The following is a 26,405-nucleotide window of genomic DNA, read 5'->3' on the forward strand; positions in this document are numbered from 1 at the left end:
ACCGTAGAGTCGAAGGAGAAACCGGCACCGTCAGGCGTCAGAGAGGACGGGCCGGGCCCGTCGGCGACAGAGCGGGACGGCGGCGTCAGGGACAGCCGATGTCGTCGTCGGACGGCTCGTCGGCACCGTAGTGGTTGTTCCGGTAGTCGAGGTTCGTGAACTCCTCGACGTGGGGCTGGATGATCGACTCGGTGCCCCGGCCCGGCGCCGGTTCCTGCGGGTTGTGGAACCAGTTATGGTGGATGTCGGCCACGTCGTCGGGGACCCCACGGATACTGACGTGGGACTCGGGGTCCTCCCCGGAGTTGAGGTGCAGGGTGGGGACGAACGTGTTGTGGTGGATCTCGAGGGTCGTCCCGCCCGGGCGGTGGGTCCCGACCTGGTAGGCGATGGCGTCCTCGCCGAAGTGGTTGTAGCGCACCTCGTAGCCCGCGTAGCCGCGACTGGCGACGGAGTGGCGGTTGAGGTTGAACTCGTTGTACTCGATCAGGGTGTCGCCGCCCTCCTGGTTGCAGACGATGCCGTAGCCGAGCCCGCCCATCGCGTTGGTGTGGATGTGCGAGTGGTGGACGTAGGCGGGTTCCTGGAGCTTGACGCCGCCGTAGCTGAACCCGGAGATCTCGACGTTGTCGACCTCGCAGCCGGTCCCCTTGACCGTCACGCCGCTGTGGACCGGGCGGTCGAACTCGACGTACTCGTCGATCGAGCCGGTGACCCGCAGGCCCGTGACGCGCACGTCGTCTTCGGTCTGGAGCGGTCCCTCGCCGTAGACCTCGTCGGCGCGGATCTCGCCGCCGGGGGCGCCGTCGATACCGCGGTTCGAGGCCAGGGTCACGCCCGCGGGGACCGTCAGCTCCCGGTCGGGGACGTTGATGCTCGCGCCCGGTTCGACGTACACCACGTCGCCGCTAGACGCGTCGTCCAGCGCCGATTCGAGTTCGCCCCGCGTCGAGACGACGGCGTCGGCCTCCGACTGGGGGACGGTCCCCGAGTACCCCTCGCCGCCGCCCACGACGGCGGTCGGTTCCGGCGCCTCGTACTGGCTCAGGTCGATCGCGTCGCCGTCCACCCGCACTTCGGCGTGGTCGACGTCCGGCCCGAACGTCAGCAGCTCGCCGCGGAACCGGTAGGTGTCGCCGTAGCCGTTGCCGGTGTAGCCGTCGGCGCGCCAGGTGCCGTCGCCGGTCTCGGTGACCGAGTCGTTGTCGCCGGCGGCGTTCTCCTCGGCGTCGGTGACTCGCGTGATCTCCCCGGTGGTGGTGAACGCGTAGTCCAGTTCCGAGGGGTCCTCCGTGGTGAGCACCTCGATCGTGCGTTGCTCCGGTCGGAACTGTTCGAGGTCGACGGCGCTGCCGTCGACGCGCACCTCCGCGTAGTCCGTCACGGGGCCGAAGTCGGTCAGTTCCCCCTCGAAGGTGTAGGTGTCGCCGTAGCCGTTGCCGGTGAAGCCGTCGGCGGTCCAGGTCCCGTCGTCGTTCTCGGTGACCGAGTCGTTGTCGCCGGCGGCGTTCTCCTCGGCGTCGGTGACTCGCGTGATCTCCCCGGTGGTCGTGAAGGTGTAGTCCAGTTGCGAGGGGTCCTCCGTGGTGAGCACCTCGATCGTGTGTCGCTCGGGTTCGGAGTCGGACGCGGACACGAACCGACTCAGGTCGACGGCGCTGCCGTCGACCCGGACCTCGGCGAAGTCCTCGACCGGACCGAAGTCGGTGAGGTCGCCGTCGAAGTAGTAGGTGTCGCCGTAGCCGTTGCCGGTGTAGCCGTCGGCGGTCCAGGTCCCGTCGTCGTTCTGCGAGACGCTGTCGTTGTCGCCGGCGGCGTTCTCCTCGGCGTCGTAGTTCGGTTCGATCTCGCCGGTCGTCGTGAAGGTGTAGTCCAGCTCGGAGGGGTCCTCCGTGGTGAGCACCTCGATCGTGTGCTCGTACTCGGCGACGAGGTCGTCGACGGTGACGGCCTCGCCGTCGAGGTAGAGCTCGTAGGCGCCCGTCGCGGAGAAGTCGACGACGCGACCGGTGACGGTGTAGGCGTCGCCGAAGCCGTTGCCGGTCGTGCCGGTCGCGGTCCAGGTCCCGTCGTCGTTCTCGACGACGGCGTCGTTGCTTTCCGCGGAGTTGCGCCCGTTCCCGGTGTCCGGGGTGATCTCCCCGGTCGCCGTGAACTCGTAGTCGACCGCGAGGTCGCCCGTCTCGGTCGTCTCGCCCGTCGAGACGATCTCGAGGTGGCGCGTCGCCGGCGCGCCGGCGGCCTCGCCGCCGAACAGCGCGCCGGCCGCCGCGGCCCCCGCCCCGATCTTCAGGAACGAGCGACGGTCGAACCCCTCGCCCGGTGGTAGCCGGTTGCGCCGAGTTTCCTCGCTCGTACTATCCGGTTCGTTCTGGTTACCGTTCACCATATCGCTGGTAAGCCCGATCTACTGAGAAAAGGCTACCTGCAGGGAGGCTACCCGATACCCCCGGATCGTGGGGCGTTGCCTTCGGTTCCGTGCCGGTCGGTTACGGGATACGTACCGGATCGCGGCGGATTTATGTCGATCGGCGCGACCCGCGACCCGACCGCGACCGCCGTCGCCCGCCGCGGACGGGCGGCCGGTAAGGGCCTGTTTCGAGCGCCCACGCGAGCGGTAATCGGTCGTTACTCACCGGATATCCGGTTCTGCGGCCCGGTCCCGGAACCGGTTCGCCCGCCGGCGAGCGTTCTCACCCGTCGTCCGCAACCGTCCTGCCTGCCGTCGGCGAGCGGTGCGCCCGCGGGTCGCGGGGGTTCACTCCCCGTCGGCGGCCGGCGTGGTGTTCCCGCCCGGTCGCAGGGTCTCGATGGAGAGGTTCCGGCGTTCGACGGCGGTGTTCTCCGTCTCGATCGGGCGGCCGGTCACCCGGATCGTCGAGCCGACGACGGTGCAGTTCTCGGAGTCGACGAGGACGATCCCGTGGCGGTCGGCGCCGGACTGCTCGATCCGGCAGTCGCGCAGGGTCGTCCCCGGGCGGTCGGCGATCTCGACGGCCGCGCCCCCGCTGGCGCTCCCGGTGACGGTGACGTCGTCGAAGGTGAGCGGCGCCCTCGACCCGCCGTTGCTGGCGTCGGTCGCGTCGATCGCGTTGAAGTCGTCGCGGTCGACCCTGATCGTCGTGTTCCGGACGACCGAGCTGCCGTGTTCGGGGTGGTAGGAGATCGCGCCGAACCCGGGGCCGGCGTTCTCGCCGATCCTGACCTCGCAGTTCTCGACCAGCTGGTCGCTGCGGGCGCGCAGCCGGATCCCGCGGACGTTGAGGTGGTGGTCCGAGGGGCTCGGGGGCACCTCGTCGACGACGACGAGCACGTCCTTGACCGTCGACCCGGTCGAGCCGATCCGGACGTTGGCGATGTTGTTGTTCTCGTAGCGGCCGCCCCGGACGTGGATGTCGCCGTTGTTGCCGGTGTACCCGTCGAGCGTCTGACCCGGCGCCGACGCGTACAGCCCGTTGTTCGGGAAGTTCGCGATCTCGCAGTCGCGGAAGGTCAGCGAGCCCGCGTGGTCCTTGCCGACGAAGATGCCGACGCCGTTGCCGCCGTCGTGGCCGCCGCCGCGGGCGACGACCCGCTCGACCAGCCCCTTCCCCCGGGGGTTTTGCACCTCGAACCGGTAGGCGACGTGTTTGCGCTCCGTGTTCCGGTCGGGCAGTTTCCCGTGGGTCCGGAGGTTCCGGGCGACGATGTTGCCCTCCGAGATGGTCCTGACGGCGCCGCCGACGCCGGACTCCGTGAAGTCGAACTCCAGGCCGTCGAGGAGGATGTCGCCCACCCCCCTGAAGTCGATGAAGTGGTTGCCGATCTCGTCGATCGGCCCGCTCGGGACGAGGACCGCTCGCTCGTGGGGGATCGAGACGAGCCCGAACTCGGAGACGTCCTCGATCTCCATGTAGTCGAGCGCGTAGCGGCCGGCGGGGAAGTAGACGAGCGTGTCGTCGGCGATCGTGTCGGTGAGCACGTCGTTGACCGGCTCCTCTCCCTCCGGGTCGGCGCCGGCGTCGACGGCGTTGACGATCGAGTCGAACTGGTCGCCGTACTCGGCGACGACCTCCGGGATCGGCGTCGCCGTCGGCGTGCCGGTTGGCGTCGGCTCGGCCGTCGGGGTCGGCGACTCGGTCAGTCTGACGGGGCCGGCCCGCGTCCCCGCCCCCTCCCGGTCGGTCTGCTCGCGATCGTTCGACCCACACCCGGCCGCGCCGACCCCCAGCGCGGCCGCTGCTGTCCCTCTGAGGAACCGTCGCCGTGACAGCCGATCGGGAACCATTTGCTTGTTCGTAGCCCTTCGGCACATTTGTTATGTCCGCGATAATTTCCGTAGGAACCGTTTACCCGCCGATATCGGGGACGGGCGTCGGCAGCGGCGGCCGCCGTCACTGCCGCTCGGCGACCGGCCGCGGGGCGTCGACCTCGGCGGACCGGCGGGAGGGGGCGGCGTCCGCGAGCTGCGAGCGGATCACGTCAGTCGTGTCGACGCAGTCGGCGAGCAGCCGCTCGCGGCGGCCCGCCCAGTCGATCTCGTCGTGGTCGGCGAGGATCGAACTCGCCCGCCGCAGCGCCTCGGCCTGGCGGTCCTCGCCGGTCGTGTTGACGACGAGGCCGTACTCCGACTCCAGCGCCTCCAGATAGCCGAGTTCGAGCGTCGAGGCGTAGACGGCGGGCGTCCCCAGGACGGCCGACTCGGCGGCCATCGTCGCGCTCTCGCCGACGAACAGATCCGCGTGGGCCAGCAGGTGGTGCATGTCCTCGGGCGGGACGGTCGCCCGCCGGTCGGCGAGGTCCGGCGGCAGGTCGGCCTCGGCGGTGATCACCACCCGCGCGCCGTGGCGTTCGAGCTCGTCGACGACCGCGCGGGCGTCCGCGAAGCCGCCGCCGCCCACGTCGTGCAGCGCCTCCCAGGCGACCAGCCGCAGGACGACGAGCCGCTGGTCCGGGTCGATCCCGGCGTCGGCGACGACCGACGGGTCCGGGTCGAACCGGTCGGGGTGGAGGTAGGCGAGTTCGTGGAACCCGGGGTAGGTGACCTGCTTGTCGCCGAGGTCGTCGGTGTACGCCTCGGGCGTGCAGACCCGGTCGGCGAACGGGAACGTGAGCCGGTTCCCCAGCGTCGCGTGCTCGGTGTCGGTGAACACGACCGACCGGCAGGAAAGCAGCGTCGCGACGTGGGCGACCGCGGGCTCGCCGATGGCGGTCAGCACGTCCGGGTCCGCCCGGCGGGCCCGCCGGAGCAGGGCGAGCTCGTAGCGCAGCTGCGACTTCGCCAGCGAGGGCAGCGAGTCGCTGGTCGGCGCGAGCACCTCGTAGTCGATGCCGTAGCGCTCAAGCAGGTCGGCGGCCAGCTCCACGTCGCGCATGAACACCGAGACCTCGTGGCCGGCCGCCTCCAGCTCCCCGATGGCCTCGCGGAAGAAGTGGACGTGGGCCGGGTGCTGGATGGTCACGAAGACCCGCATTCAGACCTCCCCGACGCCCTCGTAGCGCAGTCCCGCCGCCTCGACGGCCTCGGCGTCGAAGACGTCGCGGCCGTCGACGACCGCCGACGCGCCCAGCTCGGCGAACCGCTCGGGGTCCAGGTCGGCGAACTCGGTGTGGTCGGTGACGACGACGACGGCGTCGACCGGCTGGTACGGCGACGCGACCGACGACGCCTCGTCGAGGACCGGGTCGTAGGTCTCGACGGTCACGTCGTAGTCGGCCAGCCCCTCCCGGATCGGGAAGTAGGGGCTGTTGCGGTCGTCGGCGAGGTCGGGCTTGAACGCGCGGCCGAGCAACAGCGCGGTCGCGTCCTGCGGGAGGACCCGCTCGCGCGTCAGCGCGTCGACGGTCATGTCCGCGACGTACTCGGGCATCTGGTTGTTGATCGTCCGCGCGACGGTCAGCAGCTCGTGGGTGAACCCGGCGTCCTCGGCCTCGCCGATGAGGAGGTGGGGGTCGACGGGGATGCAGTGGCCGCCGACGCCGGCGCCCGGCTCGAAGCCCATGAAGCCGAAGGGCTTGGTGCTCGCCGCGTCGATGGCCGCGCGGGCGTCCACGTCCAGCGAGTCCAGCGAGACGGCGATCTCGTTGGCGAACGCGATGTTGATGTCGCGGAAGGCGTTCTCGACGATCTTCGACACCTCCGCGACCTCGACGCTCTCGACCGGGTGGACCTCGGCGTCGAGCAGGCGGTCGTAGAACGCGGTCGCCCGCTCGCGCCCCTCGTCGGTGAGCGCGCCGACCACGCGCGGGATGGCCTCCAGCGGCCACGCCTCGTTGCCGGGGTCGACCCGCTCGGGCGCGGCCGCGAGGTAGTAGTCGGTCCCCGACTCCAGCCCGTAGGTGTCGAAGACCTCGGCGATCTCCCGTCGGACGGTCCCCGGCGGAATGGTCGACTCGACGACGACGAGACAGGGGTCGGCGGCCTCGCGGCTCCGCAGCCCCTCGCCGATGGTCTCGCTGGCGGCCCGGAGCGGCCCGAGGTCGACCCGCTCGGCCCCGTCGACCGGCGTCGGGACCGTGACGACGCAGGTGTCCGCCTCCGCGGCGACCGCCGCGCCGTCCGTCGTCGCCGAGACCCGCTCGTCCTCGTCGACCGCCAGGTACTCCCCGTCCTCGATCCGCTCGACGACCGCCGGATCCACGTCGACGCAGGCGACCGACCGGCCGCGCTCGACGGCCAGCTCCGCGACCTCCTTGCCGACGAACCCGACGCCGTAGATGCCGATGCTCATACGCCACCCCACCGGAGCGGCCGGGAATGTTATTATCAGCTTACGGACGATTACGCGGCGTCGACGGACCGGGCCGGACCGGTATACCGCCTCTAGCGGCGCGCTCCCGCCCGACGGGCGGTCTCCGGGCGGGAACCGGTGGCGACCGGCGGCGTTCGCGGTCCGCTGGGTCGCTCTGGCCGCCGTCCGGCGGTCGCCGGCGGGGCGACCACGGGCGGGTGACCGGGGCGGGGAGCGCGTTATCCGGCTCTTACTTATTGGCTGCCGTCCGGTTGGAACGCCCGATGTCAGGTACCGCGACTCGCGGCGCCGTCGACCGGTCACTGGCGACCGCCGAGCGGCCGTCGCCAGTCGTCGAGCGGCCGCTCGCGGCGGCCGCCGGCGGCACCCGCCGGACAGTCACTCGACCGCACCGGGACCAGCCGAGGGCGCGCCTCCGAACTCGCGGCCCGGGGAGGGGACGGCCGTGAGCCGGCCCGGCGGGGACGGCGACCGCGGGTCGGTGCTGCTCGTCCACCACCGGGCGATCGCCTCGCCGTACAGCGCGACCGTCCCGCACTACCTCGCGCGGGAACTCGCCGACTCCGGGACCGTCCACGTCCTCAGTCGGCGCCGCCCCGACGGCGCCGGCGACGGCGACGGCGGGTTTCCCGACGACGTGGTCCACCACGAGGTCGGGACCGGACAGGTGCCGATCCTCTCGGGGCTGCTGTTCGTCGTCGTCTCGACGCTGTACGCCGCCGCCCTGGGCGCCCGCCACCGCTTCGACGCCGTCTACGCCTTCCAGCAGACGATCATCCAGGGGTGGCCGGCCGCCCGCGCCGGCGGCTCGCGGTTCGTCGTCGGCCTCCAGTCGGTCCCCGTCCGCCAGAAGCGGGACCTCTCGGACGCCGCCCACGGCCGGCTCCCGCTCCGGAAGCGCGTCCGCGTGGCGCTTCTGGCCCGGTACGCCTGGGCGGTCGGCCGGCTGCTCGACCGGACCGACGAGGTCGTCTGCCTGACCGACGGGATCCGCGATGCGACGGAACTGGAGTACGGCGTCGACCTCTCGGGCGCCCACGTCATCGGGATGGGCGTCGACACCGACCGCTTCGCCGTCGAGTCGACGCGCGAGCCCGCCCGCGGTCCGGACGACACCTGGGTAGTCACCTACGTCGGCTCGATCGGCCCGCCGCGCGGGCTGGAACACGTCCTCGACGCCGTCGCCGAGAGCGACCGCGACGTCGAGTTCCGCGTCGCCGGCGGCGGCGGCGACGACTACATGACCTCCCTGCGCGAGCGGGCCCGCGACCTCGGGATCGACGACCGGGTCACCTGGCTCGGGATCGTCCCCCACGAGGAGGTCCCCGAAGTCCTCGCCGACGCCGACGTCGCCGTCTCCCCGCTGGCCGACATCGAGTCCTACCGGATCAGCTTCCCCGCGAAGCTCCTGGAGTACATGGCCGCCGGGACCCCCGTGGTCGCGACCGACATCCCCGCCCACCGGCGGCTGGTCGAGCCGAGGGAGAACGGACTGCTGTACGACGGGAGCGCCGACGGCCTCGTCGACGCGCTCGACGACGTGATCGGCGGCGAGGTCGACGCCCGGGCGCTGGGCCGGGCGGCCCGCGCCACCGCGGAGGCCCACGACTGGGCGGCCGTCGTCGCGGAACACGAGGCGGTGCTGTTCGACCGGACCGTCAGGCGACCGCGAGCGCAGCCGGTGCCGGCGTAGGAACTCCCCAACTCGTTTGGTGATCCCGGTTGTGATCCGGTTACTGCGGGTAACCCGTTCGGTATCCCACGTAGCTGAAAAATACTTTATCCGGTAGCAGGAGTCGTCTGATCCGTGTCATCGAAAGGCGAATCACTTCCATCTGTCGCCGATCGAACGACGGGGGCGTCCGGAGGCGGTCGCTCGCCGGTCGTCACCGTCGACTCGGTCACCGCCGACGGCCGCCGCGTCGAGTCGACCGTCTCCTACGACGACGAACTGCGGCCGTTCTTCGACGACTCCCCGTTCTACGTCGAGTACGGCGTCGACGTCTCCGACCTGCCCGAGTCGATCCTGACGATCCCGGTGCTGGCACACGTCTGCCCGGTGGCGTGGGCGGTCGGCGCAGACGTGCGGGTGCCGTCCGTCGACCGACGCTTCCTCGACGCTCTCGAACGCGTCGGCAACACGCTCTGTGATATGTACCCGTTCATGGAGGGTGGGCGAGTCATCGCCGAGCGGGCGCCCGAGTGGGACGAGACGGCGGTCGGTCGGGACCGAGCGTCCCCGTCGAGCGTCCCCGAGTCGACCGGCGAGGCGGGTATGCTGTTCACGGGCGGGGTGGACTCGCTGGCGACGTACGTCCGCCACCGCGAGCAGGAGCCGACGCTGATCACCGTCCAGGGGTGGGTCGTCGGCGCCGACGAGACCGAGCGGTGGCGCCGGCTCCGCGAGCGGACGGAGCGGTTCGCCGAACGGTTCGGCGTCGACGCGGCGTTCGTCCGTTCGAACATGCTCGAGTTCCTCGACACCGCGCTGCTCGACGCCCACTACAAGCCCTACCACGACGGCGCGTGGTACAGCGCCGTCGGCTGCGGCCTCGGCATGCTCGGCCTCTGCGCGCCGCTCGCGGTCGCCCGGGGGATGGGACGGATCTACATCGCCGCGTCCTTCTGGGAGGGCATGGAGGCGCCGTCGATGTTCGACGACTGGGACGGGCCAGCCATGCCGTGGGGCTCGCACCCGGACATCGACGACGGGATCGCGTGGGCCGACACCGAGGCGGTCCACGACGGGTTCGAACTCGACCGTCAGGGCCGGATCGACGCCATCGCAGCGTACGTCCGGGAGCACGACCCGACCCTGCCCGTGTACTCCTGTTCGGCCTCCAACGAGGCCGAGAACTGCGGGCGCTGCGAGAAGTGTCTCCGCACCGCGATGGGCCTCGCGCTGGCGGGGCTGGACCCCGCCGACCACGGCTACGACCTCGACCGTCGCTCGTTCGCCCGCGCGGTCCGGAAGTTCGAGGCCGGAGAGTGGCTCGACGACCACCACTCACCGTACTACTGGCAGCAGTTCCAGGAGCGGCTCCCGGCGGACGCCGACCTGCCGATGGACGGGTCCGACGCGTTCGTGCGCTGGTTGCTCGACGCCGACATCGAGTCGATGGCCGGGTCGCCGACCCGCGACCGGCTCGTGCGCACCGCCGCCAGACACACGCCCTACCCCGTCTACGCCAGGGTCTATCCGGTCTACGGCGCTCTGAAAGAGCGCCTCCGCGGGGACTGACCGCCGAGAACTGACCGGCAGAGACTGACCGACGCGACCGACGCCGCTCACCGGAGCGCGTTCAGCGCGTCGCGGACGAACGGTCGCGGGTCGTCGAGGCGCAAGTAATCGAAGCGAGGGTGTTCGCGGAGCGACCCGGCGACCGCCGAGAACGCCTCGCGGCGGCCCGGCCGCTCGACCAGTTCCTCCTCGTCGAACAGGACGCTGTGGAGGTAAGAGAGCTCGCCGCGGACGAGGTGGCCCGCCGTGCCCACCTCGTAGTCGTCGACGATCCGGTCGCCGTCGCCGCGGGCGAGCAGCCAGTAGTCGTGGGGGAAGTCCGCGCCCGCCCGCACGGAGAACGGCAGCGACGACCACAGCCGCGGGTTGATCTCCATCAGCCGGAACTCGCCGTCCTCGTCGCGCAGGAACTCGACCATCGCCAGCCCGTGCCACTCCAGCTCGTCCAGCAGGGCGCGGCCGGACTCGCCGAGTTCGGGGATCGAGACGGACTCGCGGAAGGAACTGGGGCCGCCGGCGTAGTTGTACGCGCGGACCTGCCGGTGCTGGAAGGTCCTGACGGGTTCGCCCTCGTCGTACAGCGCGAAGAAGCCGTACTCGTCGGTGGTCGGGAGGAACTCCTGGACGATCGGCGTGTGGCCGTTCCGGCGGCGGATCGTCTCCACGTCCGGTTTGTTCCCGTTGAGGTACTGCGTCGAGGGCGGGTCCCGGGAGCGCCCGGACGGCATGTCGTCGACGTAGGCGTCGGCGAGCAGGGTGTACCGGCCCTTGACGACCCACTCGCGGTCCCAGTCGTCGACCTCGTCGAGCAGGCGGGTGTCGGGGACGGCGACGCCCGCCCGCTCGGCGGCGTCGAACAGCTCGACGCGGTCCTGGACCCGGCGCAGCCCCTCGGCGGTCGGCCACAGCGTCTCGACGTGGGGCTCGAACTCGTCGCGGTACCGCGCGAGGACGTACACGTCCTCCTCGCGGACGGGCAGGATCGTCAGCACGTCCGGCCGCATCGCGAGCGCGAGCAGGGCGTCCTTGTAGGCGACCAGGTCCTCGGCGGGGTCGGGGACGACGACCGTCTCGCCGGCGTAGCGCGACCGGAAGGCGGCGGCGTCCTCGTCCTCCGAGACGACGACGGTGTGGATGCCGCGGCTCCCCAGCGAGCGCACGCAGGCGACGCTGCTCGGCGCGGCGATCGCCGGGACGACGACCGCGCTCGGCCCGTCGGCTGGATCGATGCTCATCTGGCCGCCCGTTGTCGAGGGCGTACCGTTAGTATTCACCGCCGGACGGCGAGAAATGGGTGCCTACTGCCGTCACTTCCGGTCGAACAGACCCGCCGCGACGCCCGAAAGCAGGCCCGACCGGCCGTCGGTCCCGTCGCCGGCCATCGACAGCCGCCGGCGTTCGAACTGCTCGTAGGCCCAGCTGGCGGCGTCGAACAGCATCGGGTTGCTGTGGACCCGGTAGCTCGTCTCCAGGTCGGGGGCGAACTTCGCCTTGTACTCGTTGATCCGCTCGGCGCCGGCGCCGACGAGGTCGTAGCGGCTCCGCCCGTCGGCCAGCGCGTCGGTCATGACCCGCCAGTCCAGCAGGTCGTTGACCGGCAGCGGCACGTCCCGTTCCGGCCGGACGCCGCCGATCCAGCGGTAGACCGTGTCGTCGTCGGCGAGGGCCAGGATCCCGCCGACGAACTCCCCGTCGACCCGGCAGACGTACGGGCGGAGCGCCCCGTCGGGGAGAGCCCCGACCAGGTCGTCGACGAACGCCGTCGGCATCGACACCGGCCGGTCCTGCTCGCGGTAGCGGCGCTCGACCTGGTCGAGGATGCGCCCCACCGCCCGCTCGCCCTCCGCGCGGACGGCGTAGTCGACGTCGTAGCTGGCGTCGATGTTCGACCGGGCGTCGCTGCTGAACCGGTCGAGCAGGTCCGCCTCGTCGGTCAGCTCGACGACGTACGTGTACTGTGGTTCGACCTCGTAGCCGGCCCACTGGAACGGCCGCACGTCGTCGTAGCCGGGGCCGGTGTCGATGCGGGTGACCGCCGGGTCGATCGTCTCCGCGACGTACTCGAAACAGCCGTCGAGCAGCCCCTGGTGGCGCCGCTCGGCCTTCCGCCGGGAGAGCTTCGCCATGTTCAGCCGCGCGGGGCCGAGGTACTCCGCCCACGCGGCCGGCGGCGGCGAGAACGCTGCCCGCATCGGCCCCTTCTCCACCTCGAACAGGGGCAGGAGTCCGACGGGCTCCTGGCCCTTGTAGCCGACCAGCGCGTGCAGCTCCGCGCCGGTGTAGTCGGCGAGCCGCTCCAGGACGGCCGAGCGGTGGAACACCGTCGCCTCCGGCGACCGGTCGACCGCGCGGTCCCACTCGTCGAACTCGTCGGCGTCGAGCCGTGTCACGTCGATACTCATCGCTCGATGTACCCCAGGTCTTCCAGCCGCGACTCGACCGCCCCCTCGCGGGCTGTCGCCTCGATCCGTTCGGTGTCCGCGTACTCGCGGGCGCCGGCGTCGTCGACGACCGGCAGGACGTCCCCGTCCATCCGCTCGGCCCGCGGCAGGCCGAACAGCGCCAGGAGCGTCGGCGCCACGTCGTAGATGTGCGCGCCCGACAGCGACGCGCCGGTGTCGACGCCCTCGCCCGCGACCGCGACGATCCCCTCGCGCTTGTGGTTCCACGGCTCGGACGGCTCGCCGAAGGCGTCGTCGGCCAGCCGCGCGGAGAGGAACTGCTCGAACTCGTGGGGGACGAGGACGATGTCGACCGCTTCCCCGGCGGCGGGCCCCTCGAAGTACGCCTCCCGGGGCTCGACGGCCTCGAAGACCGGGTCGCCGTCCGGCGTCTCCACGCCCGAGAGCAGGTCGATCAGCTCCGATCGGACCCGCTCGTACTCGTCGGGCGGGACCACCCCGTCCGGCTCGCGCCCCTCGACGTTGATCCGGACGCCGAGTTCGCTCCGCGAGCGCACGAACGCCGTCGAGGCGGGGAAGTCGACCTGTTCGGCGCCGGACTCGGCGACCGACGACGGGACGACCCGGCCCACCGCGTCGGTCAGGCCGACGGCGTCGAGGACGCGGACGACCCGCTGGGTTGTCACGCCCGCGCGGGCCAGTCCGGCCATCGCGGCGTCGAGGGCGCTCCGGTCCACGTCGCCGGTCTCGCCGCGGCGCAGCTTCGAGTCGCGGACGGTCGCCCACGTCGGCATCCCCTCGCCGCCGCGTTCCGTCTCGACGTAGCCGGCCTCGCGGAGGAACTCGTTGACGCGGAACTCGTAGTCGTCGTACTCGCCCATGCCGTGGTCGCTGACGACGACGACGGTGTCCGGGTCGACCCGGTCCAGAACGCGGTCGAGCTGTTCGTCGACGGCCCCGTAGACGGCCTCGACGGCCGCCCACTCGTCGGGGTAGCGGTGGAAGACGGTGTCGACCACCTGGAACTGGAGGAACCCGAAGTCGGGGTCGAACCGGTCCGCGAGGTAGGTGAACGCGTCGCCGCGCATCCGGACGACCTCGCGGTGGGCGGCGTAGCCGGTGTCGGCGCCGTCGCCCTCGGCGTCGGGGTACACCCGGTACTCCCCGACGGCGTCGCGCACGTCGTCGAGCAGCCCCTCGGGGTGGCAGGGCGGGTCCTCCGGCGCGGTGTAGCCGGGGACCAGCGCGCCGTCGAACGACCGGGGCGGGTGAGTCACCGGGACGTTGACGACGACGCTCCGGTGGCCCGCGTCGGCGAGGTACTCCCAGACCGGCCGCTCGCGCAGGCGCGTGGCGTCGACCACGTCCCAGTCGTAGCCGTCGAACGCGAGGAAGTCGAAGAGTCCGTGCTTGCCGGGGTTCGTACCGGTGTACAGCGAGGGCCACGCGCTCGGCGTCCACGGCGGGATCCCCGACCGCAGCGGCCCGCTCGCCCCCCTGTCGAACAGCGATTCGAGCGTCGGTACCTGTCCCCCCTCGAACAGCGGCGTCAGGACCCGTCTGCACGCCGCGTCGAGCCCGACGACGAGGCAGTCCATGCCGTCTCGGTCTGCTACCATATTCCCCCGTTGACACTAACCCGGAATTGTAATTGAGTGGGTATCGGTCGTGTCGGGGGAAATATCCGGTTTATTCCGCGCGGGCGGCGCGGAAATCACGCCACCGGGTCCGTTCGACCGTGTCCGGGTCCTGTCGGGCCCCGGACCCCGGTCCGTCCGGGTAGGCGGACGATATCCTCGTTCAGTTCAGGTTACCGCGGTCCCAGGGGAGGGTCGGCGCCCCCGCGACCGTGGGCGGGGGGCCGGCGCTCAGGCCTCGGTCGCGTCGTCGATGCGCGCCCACTGGTCGTCGGACAGCGACACCTCGATGGCGTCGAGGTTTTCGTCGAGCTGGTCGACGGTGCGGGCCCCGACGATCGGGACGCAGGTGAACCGCTCGTGGTCCATCAGCCAGCGCAGCGACACCTGCGCGGGCGTGGCGTCGACCTCGTCGGCCACGGCCCGGATCTCGTCCAGGACCTCCCAGGCCTGGTCGTCGAGGTACCAGTCGGTGAAGTGCTCGTCGAGGTCGCCCCGCGAGCCGTCCGGCGTCTTCACCTCGCCGTCGCCCACGCGCTCGTACTTGCCGGTGAGAAAGCCGCCGTGCAGCGGCGAGTACGGGCAGACTGCGATGTCCTGGTCGGCACAGACATCCAGGTACTCCGAGACGGGGTCCCGATACGTGGCCGAGTACTGCGGCTGGGTGACGGAGAAGGCCTCGTAGTTGTTCACGTCGGCCTGCCACAGGCCCTTGGTGAGCTTCCAGGCGTCACAGGTCGAGATGCCGACGTAGTGGACTTTGCCCTCCGAGACCAGGTCGTCGACGGCCCGCAGCGTCTGCTCGATGGGCGTCTCGTCGTCGAAGCGGTGCAGGTAGAGGATGTCCAGGTAGTCCGTGCCGAGCTTCTCCAGCGAGCCCTCGACCTCCGCCTTGACGTTCTTCTTCGAGAGGTTCTCCTGGAAGCGGGACACGTCCGACCAGTAGCACTTCGAGGCGACCACGTAGTCCTCGCGGTCGCGCTCGTCGAGCCACTCGCCGATCCACTTCTCGGAGCGGCCCCCGCCGTAGCCGTTGGCGGTGTCGATGAAGTTGCCGCCCCGCTCCTCGAGGGCGTCGAGCAGTTCGTGGGCCTGTTCGCGGTCGGTCTCCATCACGCCGCTGTCCTCGTGTTCGAGGCCGAACCGCCAGGTGCCGAGACAGATGGGCGATACCTGCAGTCCCGTCGAGCCGAGTCGGACGTACTCCATGCGCGTCCGATCGACCGGCCGCGTGTTAACCGGTCGGGTACCGGAAGCGGCTTCCGGCGGAGCGGGCGGCGAGCGGCCCGTTCGACCGGTCGACGGCCGGCCGCTCGTACGACCGGTCGAGGGGATCGCGAAGCGGGGATTCCGAGACGAATACATTTTTTTACCAAAGCGGCTTACCACCGGTCGATGCCGAACGGCGGGGGGACGAAGCCACGAGACGGGTTCGCCGACGACCGGACGACGATCCTCGTCGTCGACGACGAGGAGGTGGTCCGCGAGTCGTTCGCGCTGTATCTCGAACCGCTGGGCTACGCGGTCCGGACGGCCGACAGCGGCGGGGCCGCGCTGGCGGCCGTCGACGACGACGTCGACGTCGTCCTGCTGGACCGCCGGATGCCCGACCGGTCGGGCGACGAGGTCCTGGAGGAGATCCGCGCCCGCAACATCGACTGCCAGATCGCCCTGGTCACGGCGGTCGACCCGGACTTCGACATCGTCACGATCGACTGCGACGACTACTTGGTCAAGCCGGTCGACCGCGACGACCTGATCGGGACCGTCGAGCGCCTCGAACTGCTCGACGAGTACGACGAGGCCCGTCGCGAACTCAGCGCGCTCCGGGTCAAGCGCAACGTCCTCGAGGTCGAGAAACACCCCTCGGCGCTCGAAGACAGCGCCGAGTTCCGCCGCCTCCAGAACCGCATCGACGAGCTGGAGGCCGAACTCGACGAGATCGAGTCCGAGTTCGACGAGCGCCTCGGCTACGAGGGTCCGAGCTGACCACGCGGCGCTGCCGCCCGCTCGCGCCGCCACACGGCCGCGCCGCCGCTGTCACCGGTCGCCGACTCCTCGCGTAGTCACCGGTCGCCGACGAACAGCGCGGCGGCCGCCGCCGTGACCAGGAGGAAGGCGACCAGCGAGAGGTTCGGGATCGTCAGCCCGACCACGCGCAGCTGCACCGCTGCGCAGCCGCCGAACGCGCAGCGGCCGCCCGCCGCGACCTGCAGCCAGGAGTGGTACGCCGCCAGGGCCGTCCCGAGCGTCGACAGCGGCAGGACCGTCCGGGAGACGCCCGGGCGGCGCTCGACCAGCGCGACGCCGAAGACGACCACCAGCGGGTACATCAGGATCCGCTGGTACCAGCACAGTTCGCAGGGGACCAGCCCCATCCCGACCGAGAGATAGAGGCTCCCGGCGGTGGCGACGGCGGCGACGAGAGCGCCGGCCGCGAGCGGATACCTGGCGTCGAGGGCGTCGAGGCGTGCGCTCACGGGCGGCGTTGCGCGGGGCGGGGCAAAATACGGATCGGTTCGGCGGGCGCGGACTGCAGTCCGGTCCGGCGACGCGACCGACCGTCGAGCGGCCTCAGACGAAGCGGAACGTCTCCAGGTTCTTCGGGGCGAAGGTGCGCATGTTGAACTCGTGGTACAGCGCCGACGAGAGGTCCTGGGTGGAGGACTCGTCGCCGTGGACACAGAGCACCTTCTCGGGGCGGGGGTTCATCGTGCGGACGAAGTTCTCCAGGCCCTGGCGGTCGGCGTGGCCGGAGAAGCCGTCGACCGTCTCCACGTCCATGTTCAGCGAGAGGGTGTCGGCGCGGCCGCCGCCGTCGTTGACGGGGATCTCGTCCCAGCCGTTCTGGATGCGGCGACCGAGCGTGCCCTGTGCCTGGTAGCCGACGAATATCATGGTGCCGTCGTCCTGGCCGCCGACGTGGCGCAGCCAGGACATGATGGGGCCGCCCTCCACCATCCCGGAGGTCGAGAGGACGATGCAGGGCCCGCCGTCGGCGATCTCCTGTCGCTCGTCCTCGCCGCCGTCGATGTGGTTGAACTGGTCGGCGAGGAACGGGTTCTCGTCCTCGTGGAAGATCCGGTCGCGGAGGTCGTCGCGGAGGTACTCGGGGTAGGTCGTGTGGATCGCAGTGGCCTCCCAGATCATCCCGTCGAGGTGGACCGGCACCTCGGGGATCTCGCCCTCGCGCATCGCCTCCTCCAGGACGAGCATGATCTCCTGGGAGCGGCCGACCGCGAACGCGGGGATGAGCACCTTCCCGTCGCGCTCGACGGTGTTCCGGATGACCTCCTTGAGCTTGCGCTCGGAGTCGGCCTGGTCGGTCTGGTAGTCGTTGCGCCCGCCGTAGGTCGACTCCAGGACCAGCGTCTCGACGCGCGGGAACTCGTTGACGGCGCCGTTGAACAGGCGAGTGTCCTCGTAGTGAATGTCCCCGGAGAAGGCGACGTTGTAGAGGCCGTCGCCGATGTGGAAGTGGGAGATGGCCGACCCGAGGATGTGGCCGGCGTTGTGGAAGGTGAGCTTGATGTCCGGCGCGATGTCGGTCACGTCGCCGTACTCCAGCGGGATGGTGTGTTTGATCGCCTCGCGGACCATCTCGGACTCGTAGGGCGGCGACCGCCCCTCCTTGGCGGCCACGTCGAGGTAGTCCAGCGTGAGCAGGCCCATCAGGTCGCGGGTCGGCTCGGTGCAGTAGATGGGACCGTCGTAGCCGTACTTGAACAGGAGGGGGACGAGCGCCGAGTGGTCGAGGTGGGCGTGGGTGAGCACGACCGCGTCGAGCGAGCTCGGGCCCGATCCGAGCGCCTCGGGCACCTGGAGGTAGGGCACCTCGTCCTCGGCGCCGGGCTTGTCGCCGCAGTCGATGAGCACGCGGGTCTCGGGCGTCGAGAGGACGAAGGCGGCGCGGCCGACCTCGCGACAGCAGCCCAGCGTCGAGATGCGGACCCACTCGTCGTCGGACATCTCCTCGCGGTGGATCTGGCGGCCGATGCGTTCGAGGATGTCCCGCCGGTCGTCCCGTTCCTGCTTGAGGAAGTTGCGGACGTTCTTGACCGTCGAGGACTCGATTGGCGGCGTGCGGACCACCTCGGGCGTCCAGCCGACCTCCTGGGTGATCTCCCGGAGCGTCGAGCCGTGGCGGCCGATGACCATGCCGGGCTTCTGGGCCTCGACGACGACCTCGCCGGTGTCGTGGTGGAAGTCCAGGTCGGTGACGCCGGCCTCCTCGGGGATGATGCTCTCGATGGTCGCCCTGGCGTCGCTGGGTTCCGAGAGCTCGGAGGGGTCGGGCCGGACGGTGATGCGCTTGCGGAGCTTCGAGGCGAGCTCGCGGATCAGGTCGCCGTTGCTGGCGAACTTCTTCGGGTCGCGCGTGTACACGACCAGCTCCGGCCCCTCGTAGGCGACCTCCGTGATGGAGATGTCGACCGGGACTTCCTGTTCGATCTCTGCTCTGATATCGTCGAGTTGCTTGTCTACTTGACTCATAGCTGCGAAAACAGGGTCGGACCGGCCGGTCGCCGGGCGGCGCCGACGGCTACCCGCTCGTCGTCGCGCGCGCCACGGCGTGCCCGCCGGGGTCTGAGAGCAATACTCATAGGTCGGTTTTCCTGCTGGGGGAATCCACTCCGGACCCTAGACGGAAGTGTCCGGAAAACCGGCTTACTCCCTCCTAACCTCCCGGTGTTATAAAAGCCTTCGCAAACGAGTAGGCGATCCGACGCGAGGGACCCGATATGCGACTCACGCCGGACGCCGTCGCCGACCAGCACGAGTGGGTCCGCGAACGCGACGCCGTCGTCGTCGCGCTGATCAACGCGACCCGCGCCGACCTGGGCGAGCGCTTCGACACCGAGGTCGACGAGGTGACCGGCGGGCAGTACCGCCGCGCCGTCGACGAGGTGTTCGCCGACGGCGACCGCGCCGTCAACGTCGCCGCCCTCGTCGGGATCCTCCGAGACCTCGACGTACAGGGCGACTACCCGGGATTCGTCGTCGACGAACTCCTCGGACGGGAACTCGCGGGGACGATCGCGGGGGACCAGCCGCTGCGCCTGCTCGGCGAGGCGACCTTCCACTACGCGGACGTGGCGATAGAGGATGTGGATGCGGCCGTCGAGGGGGCCGACGGGTCCGCGGGCGTCTACGACGGCGACCCCGCGGGGCTGGACGACCTCGACGCGGCGCTCGCCGCGGGGTTCCAGACGCGACTCCCCGGCTGGGAGTGGCGCGAGGGGGCGAGCCCGTTCGCGGTCGAGCCGACCGGCGATACCGGCGGGAGCGAGTGACGCCGGCGCCGCTCAGTCCCGCAGCAGCGCGTCGCCGTGGCGCTCGCGCAGCCGCCGGAGGTCCCCGCGCTGGCCGACGAGGTGGTCGGGCACCTCGTCGTACACCTCGGAGAAGAGGTCGTCCGGGTCGGGCGCGGCCTCGGCCTCCGCCGTCTCGATGGCGTCGGCGACGCGCTCCTCGACCCGGGCGTCGATAGCGTCGACGCCCGCCTCGTCCAGCCGGCCGGTCTCGACGAGGAACGTCTCGAGGCGGTCGATCGGGTCGCGGTCGCGCCAGTACTCGACCTCCTCGTCGTCGCGGTACACGTCGGGGTCGTCGGCGGTGGTGTGGGCGCCGTAGCGGTACTCGACGGACTCGATCAGCGTCGGCCGCAGGTCCTCGGCGTCCGGATCGAGGGCCTTCTCGCGGGCGTAGCGGACCACCGAGTACACCGCAAGCGGGTCCATGCCGTCGACGCGGATCCCCTCGAACCCATAGGCGTCGGCCTTCTGTGCGAGCGTCGCGCTCGCGGTCTGGCGCCGCCGCGGGACGGAGATGGCCCACTGGTTGTTGTGACAGAGGAAGACGGCGGGCGCGTCGAACACGCCCGCGAAGTTCAGCGCCTCGTGGAAGTCCCCTTCCGAGGTGGCGCCGTCCCCGAAGTGCGCGAGCGCGACCGACTCGTCGCCCCGGTGGCCGGCCGCCATCGCCGCGCCGGTCGCGTGGGGGAGCTGGGTCGCGATCGGGATGGCCTCGGGCGCGACCGTCGGGCCGTCGGCGCTCCCGCATGGCAACTCCGCGCCCATCAGCCCGCGGAGGATCCCGGGCAGGTCGAACCCCGCGACCAGCCGGACGGCGTGCTCGCGGTAGGTCGGGAACACCCAGTCGTCGTCGGCCAGCGCGAGCGTGCTCGCGACCTGACCGGCCTCCTGGCCGCTCATCGGCGCGTAGGTCGCCAGCCGGCCCTGGCGCTGCCAGCTCACCGCACGCTCGTCGAAGTGCCGGGCGGTCACCATCGCCTCGTACATCGTCACCAGCGCCTCGTCCGACAGATCCGGTTCGGTCGCGCCGGGGAGGAGCCGGCCGTCCGGGTCGAGGACCCGCACCTCGCCGCTGTCGTCGGCGTAGTCGTTCGTCCGTATCAGGTCCGTGTCTCGTATCGTGCTCATGGTGTCGTTGTCCGTTCGTCCGCAGTGTCGCCTGTCGAAGGGACGTAGCGTCGACCGATGACGGCACCGCAGGGGACGCCGTCGAACTGCACTATCCTGTCGCGAGAGACTCCGCCAGCGGTGTCGGGAAACGTCGGTCCGCGGTGTCGCGTCGGTTGCGCAGCGAAGCGGACGCCGTCCGCGCCGGAGTGGCGGAGGACATACGTGTACGGAAGCGCGGTTTATACTTAATTATTGTGTGGTATTCCGAAACACACCGAACGAACGTCCGGCTTTGCGGCCGTCTCCGGCCGGATCAAGAGACGACAGGTCTGATCGGTCGACACCGGAGACGGCCGTCCACCGACGTGTCTGTCCGTGTGGCGACAGCTCCGATCGGTATTCGTCGGCCCCGTCGGCGGCGCCGGGGGCGTGCGAACGCGAACCGGGGCTTCGTCAGGTTCAAGAGCGCGCTCGGCGAGGAATCGATAATGAGCGGCGAGCAGGAACTCGGCATCACCGAGAGCAAGGAGCATTCGACGGGCGAGTGGTACGCCGAAGTCGTGCAGAAGGCGGAGCTGGCTGACTACGCGCCCATGGGCGGGTTCATCGTCACCCGCCCCCGTGGGTACGCGGTCTGGGAGCGCATCCAGGACCACCTCGACGGCTGGTTCAAGGACACCGGGGTCGACAACGCCTACTTCCCGATGTTCATCCCCGAGAGCTACCTCGAACGGGAGAAGGACATCGTCGAGGGGTTCGACCCCGAGGTCGCGTGGGTGACCCACGGCGGCTACGAGGAACTCGAGGAGCGCCTCGCGGTCCGTCCGACCAGCGAGTCCATCATCACCCCCTTCATCGCCGACTGGGTCCGCTCGCACCGGGACCTGCCCATGCGGCTCAACCAGTGGTGTTCGGTCGTCCGGTGGGAGGCCACCGAGACCAAGCCGTTCTTCCGTACGAAGGAGTTCCTCTGGCAGGAGGGCCACACCGCCCACGCCGACCAGGAGGGCGCCTGGGACGAGACGATGACCCGCCTCGACCAGTACGAGCGGCTCTACGAGGACGTGATGGCCATGCCCGCGCTGAAGGGGCGCAAGCCCGAACACGACAAGTTCCCCGGCGCCCACACCACCACGACCATCGAGACGCTCATGCCCGACGGCAAGAGCGTCCAGGCCGCCACCTCCCACTACCTGGGCACCTCCTTCGCCGAGGCGTTCGACATCACCTACGCCGACGAGGACGAGGAGGAACAGACCGCCCACACCACCTCGTGGGGCCTCTCGTGGCGCTCGATGGGCGCGCTCATCATGCTCCACTCCGACGACCAGGGGCTCGTGCTCCCGCCCACGCTCGCGCCCACGCAGGTCGTCGTCGTCCCCATCTGGCAGGAGGACAACAAGGACGAGGTGCTGGAGTACGCCGCCGACGCCGCCGCCGAGCTCGACGAAGCGGGGATCAGGGTCAACCTCGACGACCGCGACAACCGCAACCCCGGCTTCAAGTACAACGAGTGGGAGCTCAAGGGCGTCCCCCTCCGGGTCGAGGTCGGCCCCAACGAGGTCGAGGACGGGGAACTCACGCTCGTCCACCGCCCCGACGGGGAGAACAGCGTCGAAGATCGGGAGAACATCGCCGCGACCGTCGAGGAGCACCTCGACACCGTCTACGCCAAGCTCTACGCCAGCGCCGAGGAGACGCTGGAAGGGGAGATCCGCGAGGCGGAGTCCCGCGAGGAGATCCTCGGCACCATCGGCCAGCACGGCGGCTACGTCAAGACCGGCTGGTGCGGCGACGAGGACTGCGAGGAGCCCATCAAGGACGCGCTGGCCGCCGAGATCGTGATGGTTCCCCTCGACCGCGACGAGGAGCCCGTCCACGACGACTGCGCCATCTGCGGCGACGAGGCCGAGGAGACCGCCTACTGGGCGAAGACCTACTAGGACCCACTTTTTCGCTCGGAGGTGTCCTCGGTCGCTAAAAGCGACCTGCGGGCACCCCCGAGCCAAAAACTTGGGGAAAAAGGGCCGGACGACTCGCTCACTCCGTTCGCTCGCGTCCGGAGAACCGGCGCCGCGGGCGCCGGACGCTCGGTCGACGCCCGATGCTCGAAGGGTCACGGTATATCTTCCGAGTCCGCCGATACTACGCGGGCGCATTCCGTCAGCAGGCTACACGCGGTCCGAACCGCTCCGTGGCGCGAAGGTTGAAGTACGGGTACGCGACCACCGGCGGCCATGGACGCACTGCTGTCTCGACTCCGCGGGAGCGACGACGGGGACGCCTGCGAGTGTGACCCCGCGTTCGAGGGCGACCGGCTGGTCGTCGACGCGGGCGACTGCCCGGGCGGCGGCCGGCTCGCCTCGGCGGCCGAGTGCCGCGAGACGGTCGTCGAGGCGCTGACCGAGCGGGACGCCGAGGCCGTCGAGACCCGCGCCGACGGGACCGTCCGCGCGTACGAGGACGACGCCGCGGCGCTGCTGACGGCGGCCGGCCGGTTCGCCGGCGCCGTCGCCTTCCGCGACGAGCGGCTCGGCGACCGGGCGCTCCGGGACCCCCTGGCTGCCGCGCGGGAGGCGACCGGGCGGGCCGGCCCGGTCGAGCGGATCGCCGCCGAGACGGGGCTGGCCGAGGGCGCGGCCGCCGCGGAGGGGTACGAGGACGCGCTCCGGCCGTTCGTCGGGCCGACGGTCAGCCGCTCCAGGGTCGCCGCCCGGCCGCCGGGCGACGCCCGACTGCGCGACCGCCGGGAACTCGACGGCGGGGGCGTCGTCCGGATATACGAACGACCGGGGGACGCGGTGGCGACCTACCACCTCGAACCGGTCGAGGCGCGGTTCGACGAGGCGACGACGGCGACGCTCTCGGCGGCCTACGAGCGGCTGGCCGGCGGCGAGGTCGCGGGCGCCGAGCGGGCGCCGGGCCGGGCCGTCCGGGCGGTCGCCGACGCGGACGACCCGGTCGAGGACATCGCGGCCGTCCTCCGCAAGCACGCACGAGGCTACGGCGTCGTCGCGGATCTCTTCGCCGACCCGCGGGTCTCCGACGTGTTCGCGACGGCACCGGTCGCGGCGAGGCCGCTGCGGGTCCGCGTCGACGGCGAGGCGATGCGGACGAACGTCCGACTCACCGACGAGGGCGCAGCGGCGCTGGCCTCGCGGTTCCGCCGCGAGAGCGGGCGGGCGTTCTCCGGCGCGGACCCGACGCTGGACGCCGCGGTCGCAACGGATGACCGACGGGTGCGCGTGGCCGCGGTGACCGACCCCGTCAGCGACGGGGTTGCCTTCGCCTTCCGGGCCGGCGACCGGGAGGCCTGGACGCTCCCCGCGCTGGTCGCGAACGGGACGATGTCGGCCGACGCCGCCGCCCTGCTGTCGGTCACCGTCGAGCGGGGCGCGGCCGGCCTGGTCGCCGGCCCGCGCGGGGCGGGGAAGACGACCTGCCTGAGCGCGCTGCTGTGGGAGGTCCCCGCGGCGACCCGCAGCGTCGTCGTCGAGGACACGCCCGAACTCCCCGTGGAGGCGCTCCAGTCGCAGGGCCGCGACGTGCAGGCGCTCCGCAGTTCGCTCGACGAGAGCGGGACCTCACCGACCGAGGCGCTCCGGACCGCGCTTCGGCTCGGCAGCGGCGCGCTCGTGGTCGGGGAGATCCGCGGCGAGGAGGCCGGGACACTGTACGAGGCGATGCGCGTCGGCGCCAACGACGGGGCGGTCCTCGGTACGATCCACGGCGACGGCGGCGCGGCCGTCCGCGAGCGGGTCGTCGCCGACCTGGGCGTCCCCGAGAGCTCCTTCGCGGCGACCGACCTGCTGGTCACGCTCGAAGCCGCCGAGAGCGCCGACGGGACCCAGCGCCGCGTCCGCGCCATCGAGGAGGTCGAGCGGACCGGCGGTGGGGGCACGGACGCGGGCGGAGAGATAGGTCCCGACGGCGACGCCGCGTCGGTCGAGTTCGTCACGCTCTACGAGCGCGACGGCGACGGCCTGGGGTCGACCGACCGGATCGAGCGAGGTAACAGCCGGCTGGTCGCCGCGCTGACGCGACCCGCGGAGAGCTACGCCGACCTGCGGGACGAGTTGTCCGCCCGGACCGAGTGGCTCGACGGCCTCGCCGCCACCGGCCGGACCGACCCCGAGACGGTCGAACGGGCACGGGTCGAACGAGAGCGGGTCGACGGGGAGCGTGCGTGATGGCGGCCACCGACGGTGCGGACGGACGGCGGTCGAAATCACCGGCAGGTGGGAGGGACCCGACCCGCGACGGCGACGACTATTTGGTCGCGGCCGTCGAGGCGCTCGCGACCGTCCCGCCGTGGGACCCCGGAACCGACCCGCAACTCGGGCGGGCGGTCGACTTCCTCGGCAGGGACCTCGACGCGGAGACGGTCCTGCGAGCGGCCGACGGCGCCGGCGTCGTCGCCGCCGTCGCGGTCGCGGTATCCCTGACCGTGTTTCTGGGGGCGCCGTCGGTCGCCGTCCCCGCGGCGCTGCTGGTCGGGCTCGCCGTCGCGGCCGCCGCGCGGTACCTGCCCCGCGGGCTGGCGACCGCCCGGCGGACCCGCGCGCTCGGGGCGGCGCCGGAGCTCGTCTCCAGCGCGGTCCTGCGGATGCGGCTGGCGCCGACGCCCGAGACGGCCGCGGCCTTCGCGGCCGAGACGAGCGACGGGCGACTGGCGCGGTGCCTGTCGGCGCACGTCCGGCGGGCGCGCGGGACCGGCCGGTCGGGGCTGTCGTCGTTCGCCGACGAGTGGGCCGAGTGGTTCCCCGCGCTCCGGCGCGCGCTCACCTTGGTCGAGTCGGCGGGCTCGGCACAACCGGAGGAACGCGAGCGGGCGCTGGACGGCGCGCTCGACGTGACGCTGGAGGGGACCCGGGAGGCGATGGCCGAGTTCGCCGCCGGGGTCCAGGGACCGGCGACCGCGCTCTACGCGTTCGGCGTCCTCCTCCCGCTGGCGCTCGTGGCCCTGCTCCCCACCGCCGGCACCGTCGGCCTGGAGGTCCCGCTGGCGGCGGTCGTCGTCGGCTACGACCTGCTGTTGCCCGCCGCACTGGTGGTCGCCAGCGGCTGGCTGCTCGCCCGCCGCCCCGTCGCGTTCCCGCCCGCGCCCGTGTCCCGGTCCCACCCCGACGTGCCCGACAGCCGGTGGCCCGCCGCGGTCGCCGGCGCGGCGGTCGGCGCGGGCGCCTGGCTCGTCGTCGCCCGGATCGCCGCGCCGTGGGCGGCGCTGGTCACTGCACCGGCCGCCGGCCTGGGCGTCGGCCTCGTCGTCGCCTACCGACCGATGACCGCCGTCCGCGACCGCGTCGCGGCCGTCGAGTCGGGACTGCCCGACGCGCTGTACCTCGTGGGCCGCGAGGTCGACCGGGGACGCTCAGTCGAGGCGGCGCTGGACGACGCGGTCGAACTGCTCGATTCGGCGACCGGCGACGTGTTCGAGGACGCCGTCCGCCAGCAGCGCCAGGTCCGCGCGGGGGTCCGCGAGTCCTTTCTCGGCGAGCACGGCGCGCTCGCGACGGTCCCGAGCGAGCGCGCGCGGAGCACGGCGGAGCTGCTCGCCGTCGCCGCCTCGGAGGGCCGGCCCGCGGGGCCGGCGGTCGTCGCGATGGCCGACCACCTCGACGACCTGCAGGGCGTCGAGCGGACGATCCGCCGCGACCTGGAGCGGGTCACGTCGACGCTCGCGAACACGGCCGCCGTGTTCGGCCCGCTCGTCGTCGGCGCGACGGTCACGCTCGCCGAACAGATGAGCACCGACGGGCCGCTGACGGCCGCCGTCTCGCCCGCGGCGCTCGGGCTCGCCGTCGGCGCGTACGTGATGGCGCTCGCCGTGATCCTGACGGTCCTCGCGACCGGGCTGGAGCGCGGCCTCGACCGCTCGCTGGTCGGCTACCGCGTCGGCCGCGCGCTCTGCCTCGCCAGCGCCGTCTTCGTCGCCGGCCTCGTCGGGACGGGATGGCTGGTCTGAAACT

General features: G+C 71.6%; 18 protein-coding genes. 7 read left to right on the top strand and 11 right to left on the bottom strand.

What is annotated here, in order from left to right:
- Window positions 1-85: 85 nt before the first annotated feature.
- The 4 genes from E3328_RS22525 to E3328_RS10280 all read right to left on the bottom strand — a co-directional run bounded on the left by E3328_RS22525 (window position 86) and on the right by E3328_RS10280 (window position 6,710).
- Window positions 86-2,389 (bottom strand): right-handed parallel beta-helix repeat-containing protein, encoded by a 2,304-nt coding sequence (locus E3328_RS22525; protein WP_246022960.1) that lies wholly within the window; start codon window positions 2,387-2,389, stop codon window positions 86-88.
- 369 nt (window positions 2,390-2,758) lie between these two features.
- Complete coding sequence (locus E3328_RS10270; RefSeq protein ID WP_135364467.1) at window positions 2,759-4,267, bottom strand: right-handed parallel beta-helix repeat-containing protein; 1,509 nt, start codon at window positions 4,265-4,267, stop codon at window positions 2,759-2,761.
- Window positions 4,268-4,373: 106 nt separating this feature from the next.
- Window positions 4,374-5,453 (bottom strand): DUF354 domain-containing protein, encoded by a 1,080-nt coding sequence (locus tag E3328_RS10275; RefSeq protein ID WP_135364468.1) that lies wholly within the window; start codon window positions 5,451-5,453, stop codon window positions 4,374-4,376.
- Window positions 5,454-6,710: a nucleotide sugar dehydrogenase gene (locus E3328_RS10280; RefSeq protein WP_135364469.1), complete on the bottom strand. Its 1,257-nt coding sequence runs from the start codon at window positions 6,708-6,710 to the stop codon at window positions 5,454-5,456.
- Window positions 6,711-7,176: 466 nt separating this feature from the next.
- Between E3328_RS10280 and E3328_RS10285 the strand changes: the two genes are divergently transcribed.
- Window positions 7,177-8,424 (top strand): glycosyltransferase, encoded by a 1,248-nt coding sequence (locus E3328_RS10285; RefSeq protein WP_135364470.1) that lies wholly within the window; start codon window positions 7,177-7,179, stop codon window positions 8,422-8,424.
- A 114-nt stretch (window positions 8,425-8,538) separates the two neighbouring features.
- A complete protein-coding gene (locus tag E3328_RS10290) occupies window positions 8,539-9,972 on the top strand; it encodes a hypothetical protein (protein WP_209452152.1) in 1,434 nt (477 codons plus the stop codon).
- 47 nt (window positions 9,973-10,019) lie between these two features.
- On the opposite strand, the gene E3328_RS10295 is transcribed toward E3328_RS10290, so the two are convergent.
- From E3328_RS10295 to E3328_RS10310, 4 genes are all read right to left on the bottom strand, one after another.
- A complete protein-coding gene (locus E3328_RS10295) occupies window positions 10,020-11,207 on the bottom strand; it encodes a carboxylate--amine ligase (RefSeq protein WP_135364471.1) in 1,188 nt (395 codons plus the stop codon).
- Window positions 11,208-11,279: 72 nt separating this feature from the next.
- Window positions 11,280-12,374: a GNAT family N-acetyltransferase gene (locus E3328_RS10300; RefSeq protein WP_135364472.1), complete on the bottom strand. Its 1,095-nt coding sequence runs from the start codon at window positions 12,372-12,374 to the stop codon at window positions 11,280-11,282.
- Window positions 12,371-13,993 (bottom strand): alkaline phosphatase family protein, encoded by a 1,623-nt coding sequence (locus E3328_RS10305; protein ID WP_246022961.1) that lies wholly within the window; start codon window positions 13,991-13,993, stop codon window positions 12,371-12,373. Before E3328_RS10305 ends, E3328_RS10300 begins: the two co-directional genes overlap by 4 nt.
- 249 nt (window positions 13,994-14,242) lie before the next feature.
- Window positions 14,243-15,220, bottom strand: coding sequence for an aldo/keto reductase (locus E3328_RS10310; RefSeq protein ID WP_135364473.1), 978 nt, complete (start codon window positions 15,218-15,220; stop codon window positions 14,243-14,245).
- A gap of 186 nt (window positions 15,221-15,406) precedes the next feature.
- On the opposite strand from E3328_RS10310, the gene E3328_RS10315 reads away from it, so the two are divergent.
- A complete protein-coding gene (locus E3328_RS10315) occupies window positions 15,407-16,000 on the top strand; it encodes a response regulator (protein WP_135364474.1) in 594 nt (197 codons plus the stop codon).
- Window positions 16,001-16,077: 77 nt separating this feature from the next.
- Here E3328_RS10315 and E3328_RS10320 read toward each other — a convergent pair whose 3' ends face one another.
- On the bottom strand, window positions 16,078-16,491 hold the full coding sequence (locus tag E3328_RS10320) for a disulfide bond formation protein B (protein WP_135364475.1): 414 nt from the start codon (window positions 16,489-16,491) through the stop codon (window positions 16,078-16,080).
- Window positions 16,492-16,585: 94 nt separating this feature from the next.
- Window positions 16,586-18,505, bottom strand: coding sequence for a beta-CASP ribonuclease aCPSF1 (locus E3328_RS10325; protein WP_135364476.1), 1,920 nt, complete (start codon window positions 18,503-18,505; stop codon window positions 16,586-16,588).
- Between the two features lie 248 nt (window positions 18,506-18,753).
- Between E3328_RS10325 and E3328_RS10330 the strand changes: the two genes are divergently transcribed.
- On the top strand, window positions 18,754-19,305 hold the full coding sequence (locus tag E3328_RS10330) for a DUF7984 family protein (protein WP_135364477.1): 552 nt from the start codon (window positions 18,754-18,756) through the stop codon (window positions 19,303-19,305).
- Between the two features lie 12 nt (window positions 19,306-19,317).
- Here E3328_RS10330 and pdhA read toward each other — a convergent pair whose 3' ends face one another.
- Window positions 19,318-20,454 (bottom strand): pyruvate dehydrogenase (acetyl-transferring) E1 component subunit alpha, encoded by a 1,137-nt coding sequence (gene pdhA / locus E3328_RS10335; protein WP_135364478.1) that lies wholly within the window; start codon window positions 20,452-20,454, stop codon window positions 19,318-19,320.
- A 470-nt stretch (window positions 20,455-20,924) separates the two neighbouring features.
- Here pdhA and proS point away from each other — a divergent pair, with 470 nt between their 5' ends.
- The 3 genes from proS (at window position 20,925) to E3328_RS10350 (ending at window position 26,401) form a co-directional block, all read left to right on the top strand.
- Window positions 20,925-22,379, top strand: coding sequence for a proline--tRNA ligase (gene proS, locus E3328_RS10340; RefSeq protein ID WP_135364479.1), 1,455 nt, complete (start codon window positions 20,925-20,927; stop codon window positions 22,377-22,379).
- Between the two features lie 294 nt (window positions 22,380-22,673).
- Window positions 22,674-24,626, top strand: a complete 1,953-nt coding sequence (locus E3328_RS10345) for an ATPase, T2SS/T4P/T4SS family (protein WP_135364480.1) — start codon at window positions 22,674-22,676, stop codon at window positions 24,624-24,626.
- A complete protein-coding gene (locus E3328_RS10350) occupies window positions 24,626-26,401 on the top strand; it encodes a type II secretion system F family protein (protein WP_209452153.1) in 1,776 nt (591 codons plus the stop codon). Before E3328_RS10345 ends, E3328_RS10350 begins: the two co-directional genes overlap by 1 nt.
- Window positions 26,402-26,405: the final 4 nt, after the last annotated feature.

This window comes from Halosimplex halophilum (assembly GCF_004698125.1).
Taxonomy (GTDB): Archaea; Halobacteriota; Halobacteria; order Halobacteriales; family Haloarculaceae; genus Halosimplex; species Halosimplex halophilum.

What these genes read in the sequence shown, in the direction of transcription:
- E3328_RS22525 (WP_246022960.1), bottom strand. Translation starts at nt 2,389, where the DNA reads ATGGTGAACGGTAACCAGAACGAACCGGATAGTACGAGCGAGGAAACT.
- E3328_RS10270 (WP_135364467.1), bottom strand. Translation starts at nt 4,267, where the DNA reads ATGGTTCCCGATCGGCTGTCACGGCGACGGTTCCTCAGAGGGACAGCA.
- E3328_RS10275 (WP_135364468.1), bottom strand. Translation starts at nt 5,453, where the DNA reads ATGCGGGTCTTCGTGACCATCCAGCACCCGGCCCACGTCCACTTCTTC.
- E3328_RS10280 (WP_135364469.1), bottom strand. Translation starts at nt 6,710, where the DNA reads ATGAGCATCGGCATCTACGGCGTCGGGTTCGTCGGCAAGGAGGTCGCG.
- E3328_RS10295 (WP_135364471.1), bottom strand. Translation starts at nt 11,207, where the DNA reads ATGAGCATCGATCCAGCCGACGGGCCGAGCGCGGTCGTCGTCCCGGCG.
- E3328_RS10300 (WP_135364472.1), bottom strand. Translation starts at nt 12,374, where the DNA reads ATGAGTATCGACGTGACACGGCTCGACGCCGACGAGTTCGACGAGTGG.
- E3328_RS10305 (WP_246022961.1), bottom strand. Translation starts at nt 13,993, where the DNA reads ATGGTAGCAGACCGAGACGGCATGGACTGCCTCGTCGTCGGGCTCGAC.
- E3328_RS10310 (WP_135364473.1), bottom strand. Translation starts at nt 15,220, where the DNA reads ATGGAGTACGTCCGACTCGGCTCGACGGGACTGCAGGTATCGCCCATC.
- E3328_RS10315 (WP_135364474.1), top strand. Translation starts at nt 15,407, where the DNA reads ATGCCGAACGGCGGGGGGACGAAGCCACGAGACGGGTTCGCCGACGAC.
- E3328_RS10325 (WP_135364476.1), bottom strand. Translation starts at nt 18,505, where the DNA reads ATGAGTCAAGTAGACAAGCAACTCGACGATATCAGAGCAGAGATCGAA.
- E3328_RS10330 (WP_135364477.1), top strand. Translation starts at nt 18,754, where the DNA reads ATGCGACTCACGCCGGACGCCGTCGCCGACCAGCACGAGTGGGTCCGC.
- pdhA (WP_135364478.1), bottom strand. Translation starts at nt 20,454, where the DNA reads ATGAGCACGATACGAGACACGGACCTGATACGGACGAACGACTACGCC.
- proS (WP_135364479.1), top strand. Translation starts at nt 20,925, where the DNA reads ATGAGCGGCGAGCAGGAACTCGGCATCACCGAGAGCAAGGAGCATTCG.
- E3328_RS10345 (WP_135364480.1), top strand. Translation starts at nt 22,674, where the DNA reads ATGGACGCACTGCTGTCTCGACTCCGCGGGAGCGACGACGGGGACGCC.
- E3328_RS10350 (WP_209452153.1), top strand. Translation starts at nt 24,626, where the DNA reads ATGGCGGCCACCGACGGTGCGGACGGACGGCGGTCGAAATCACCGGCA.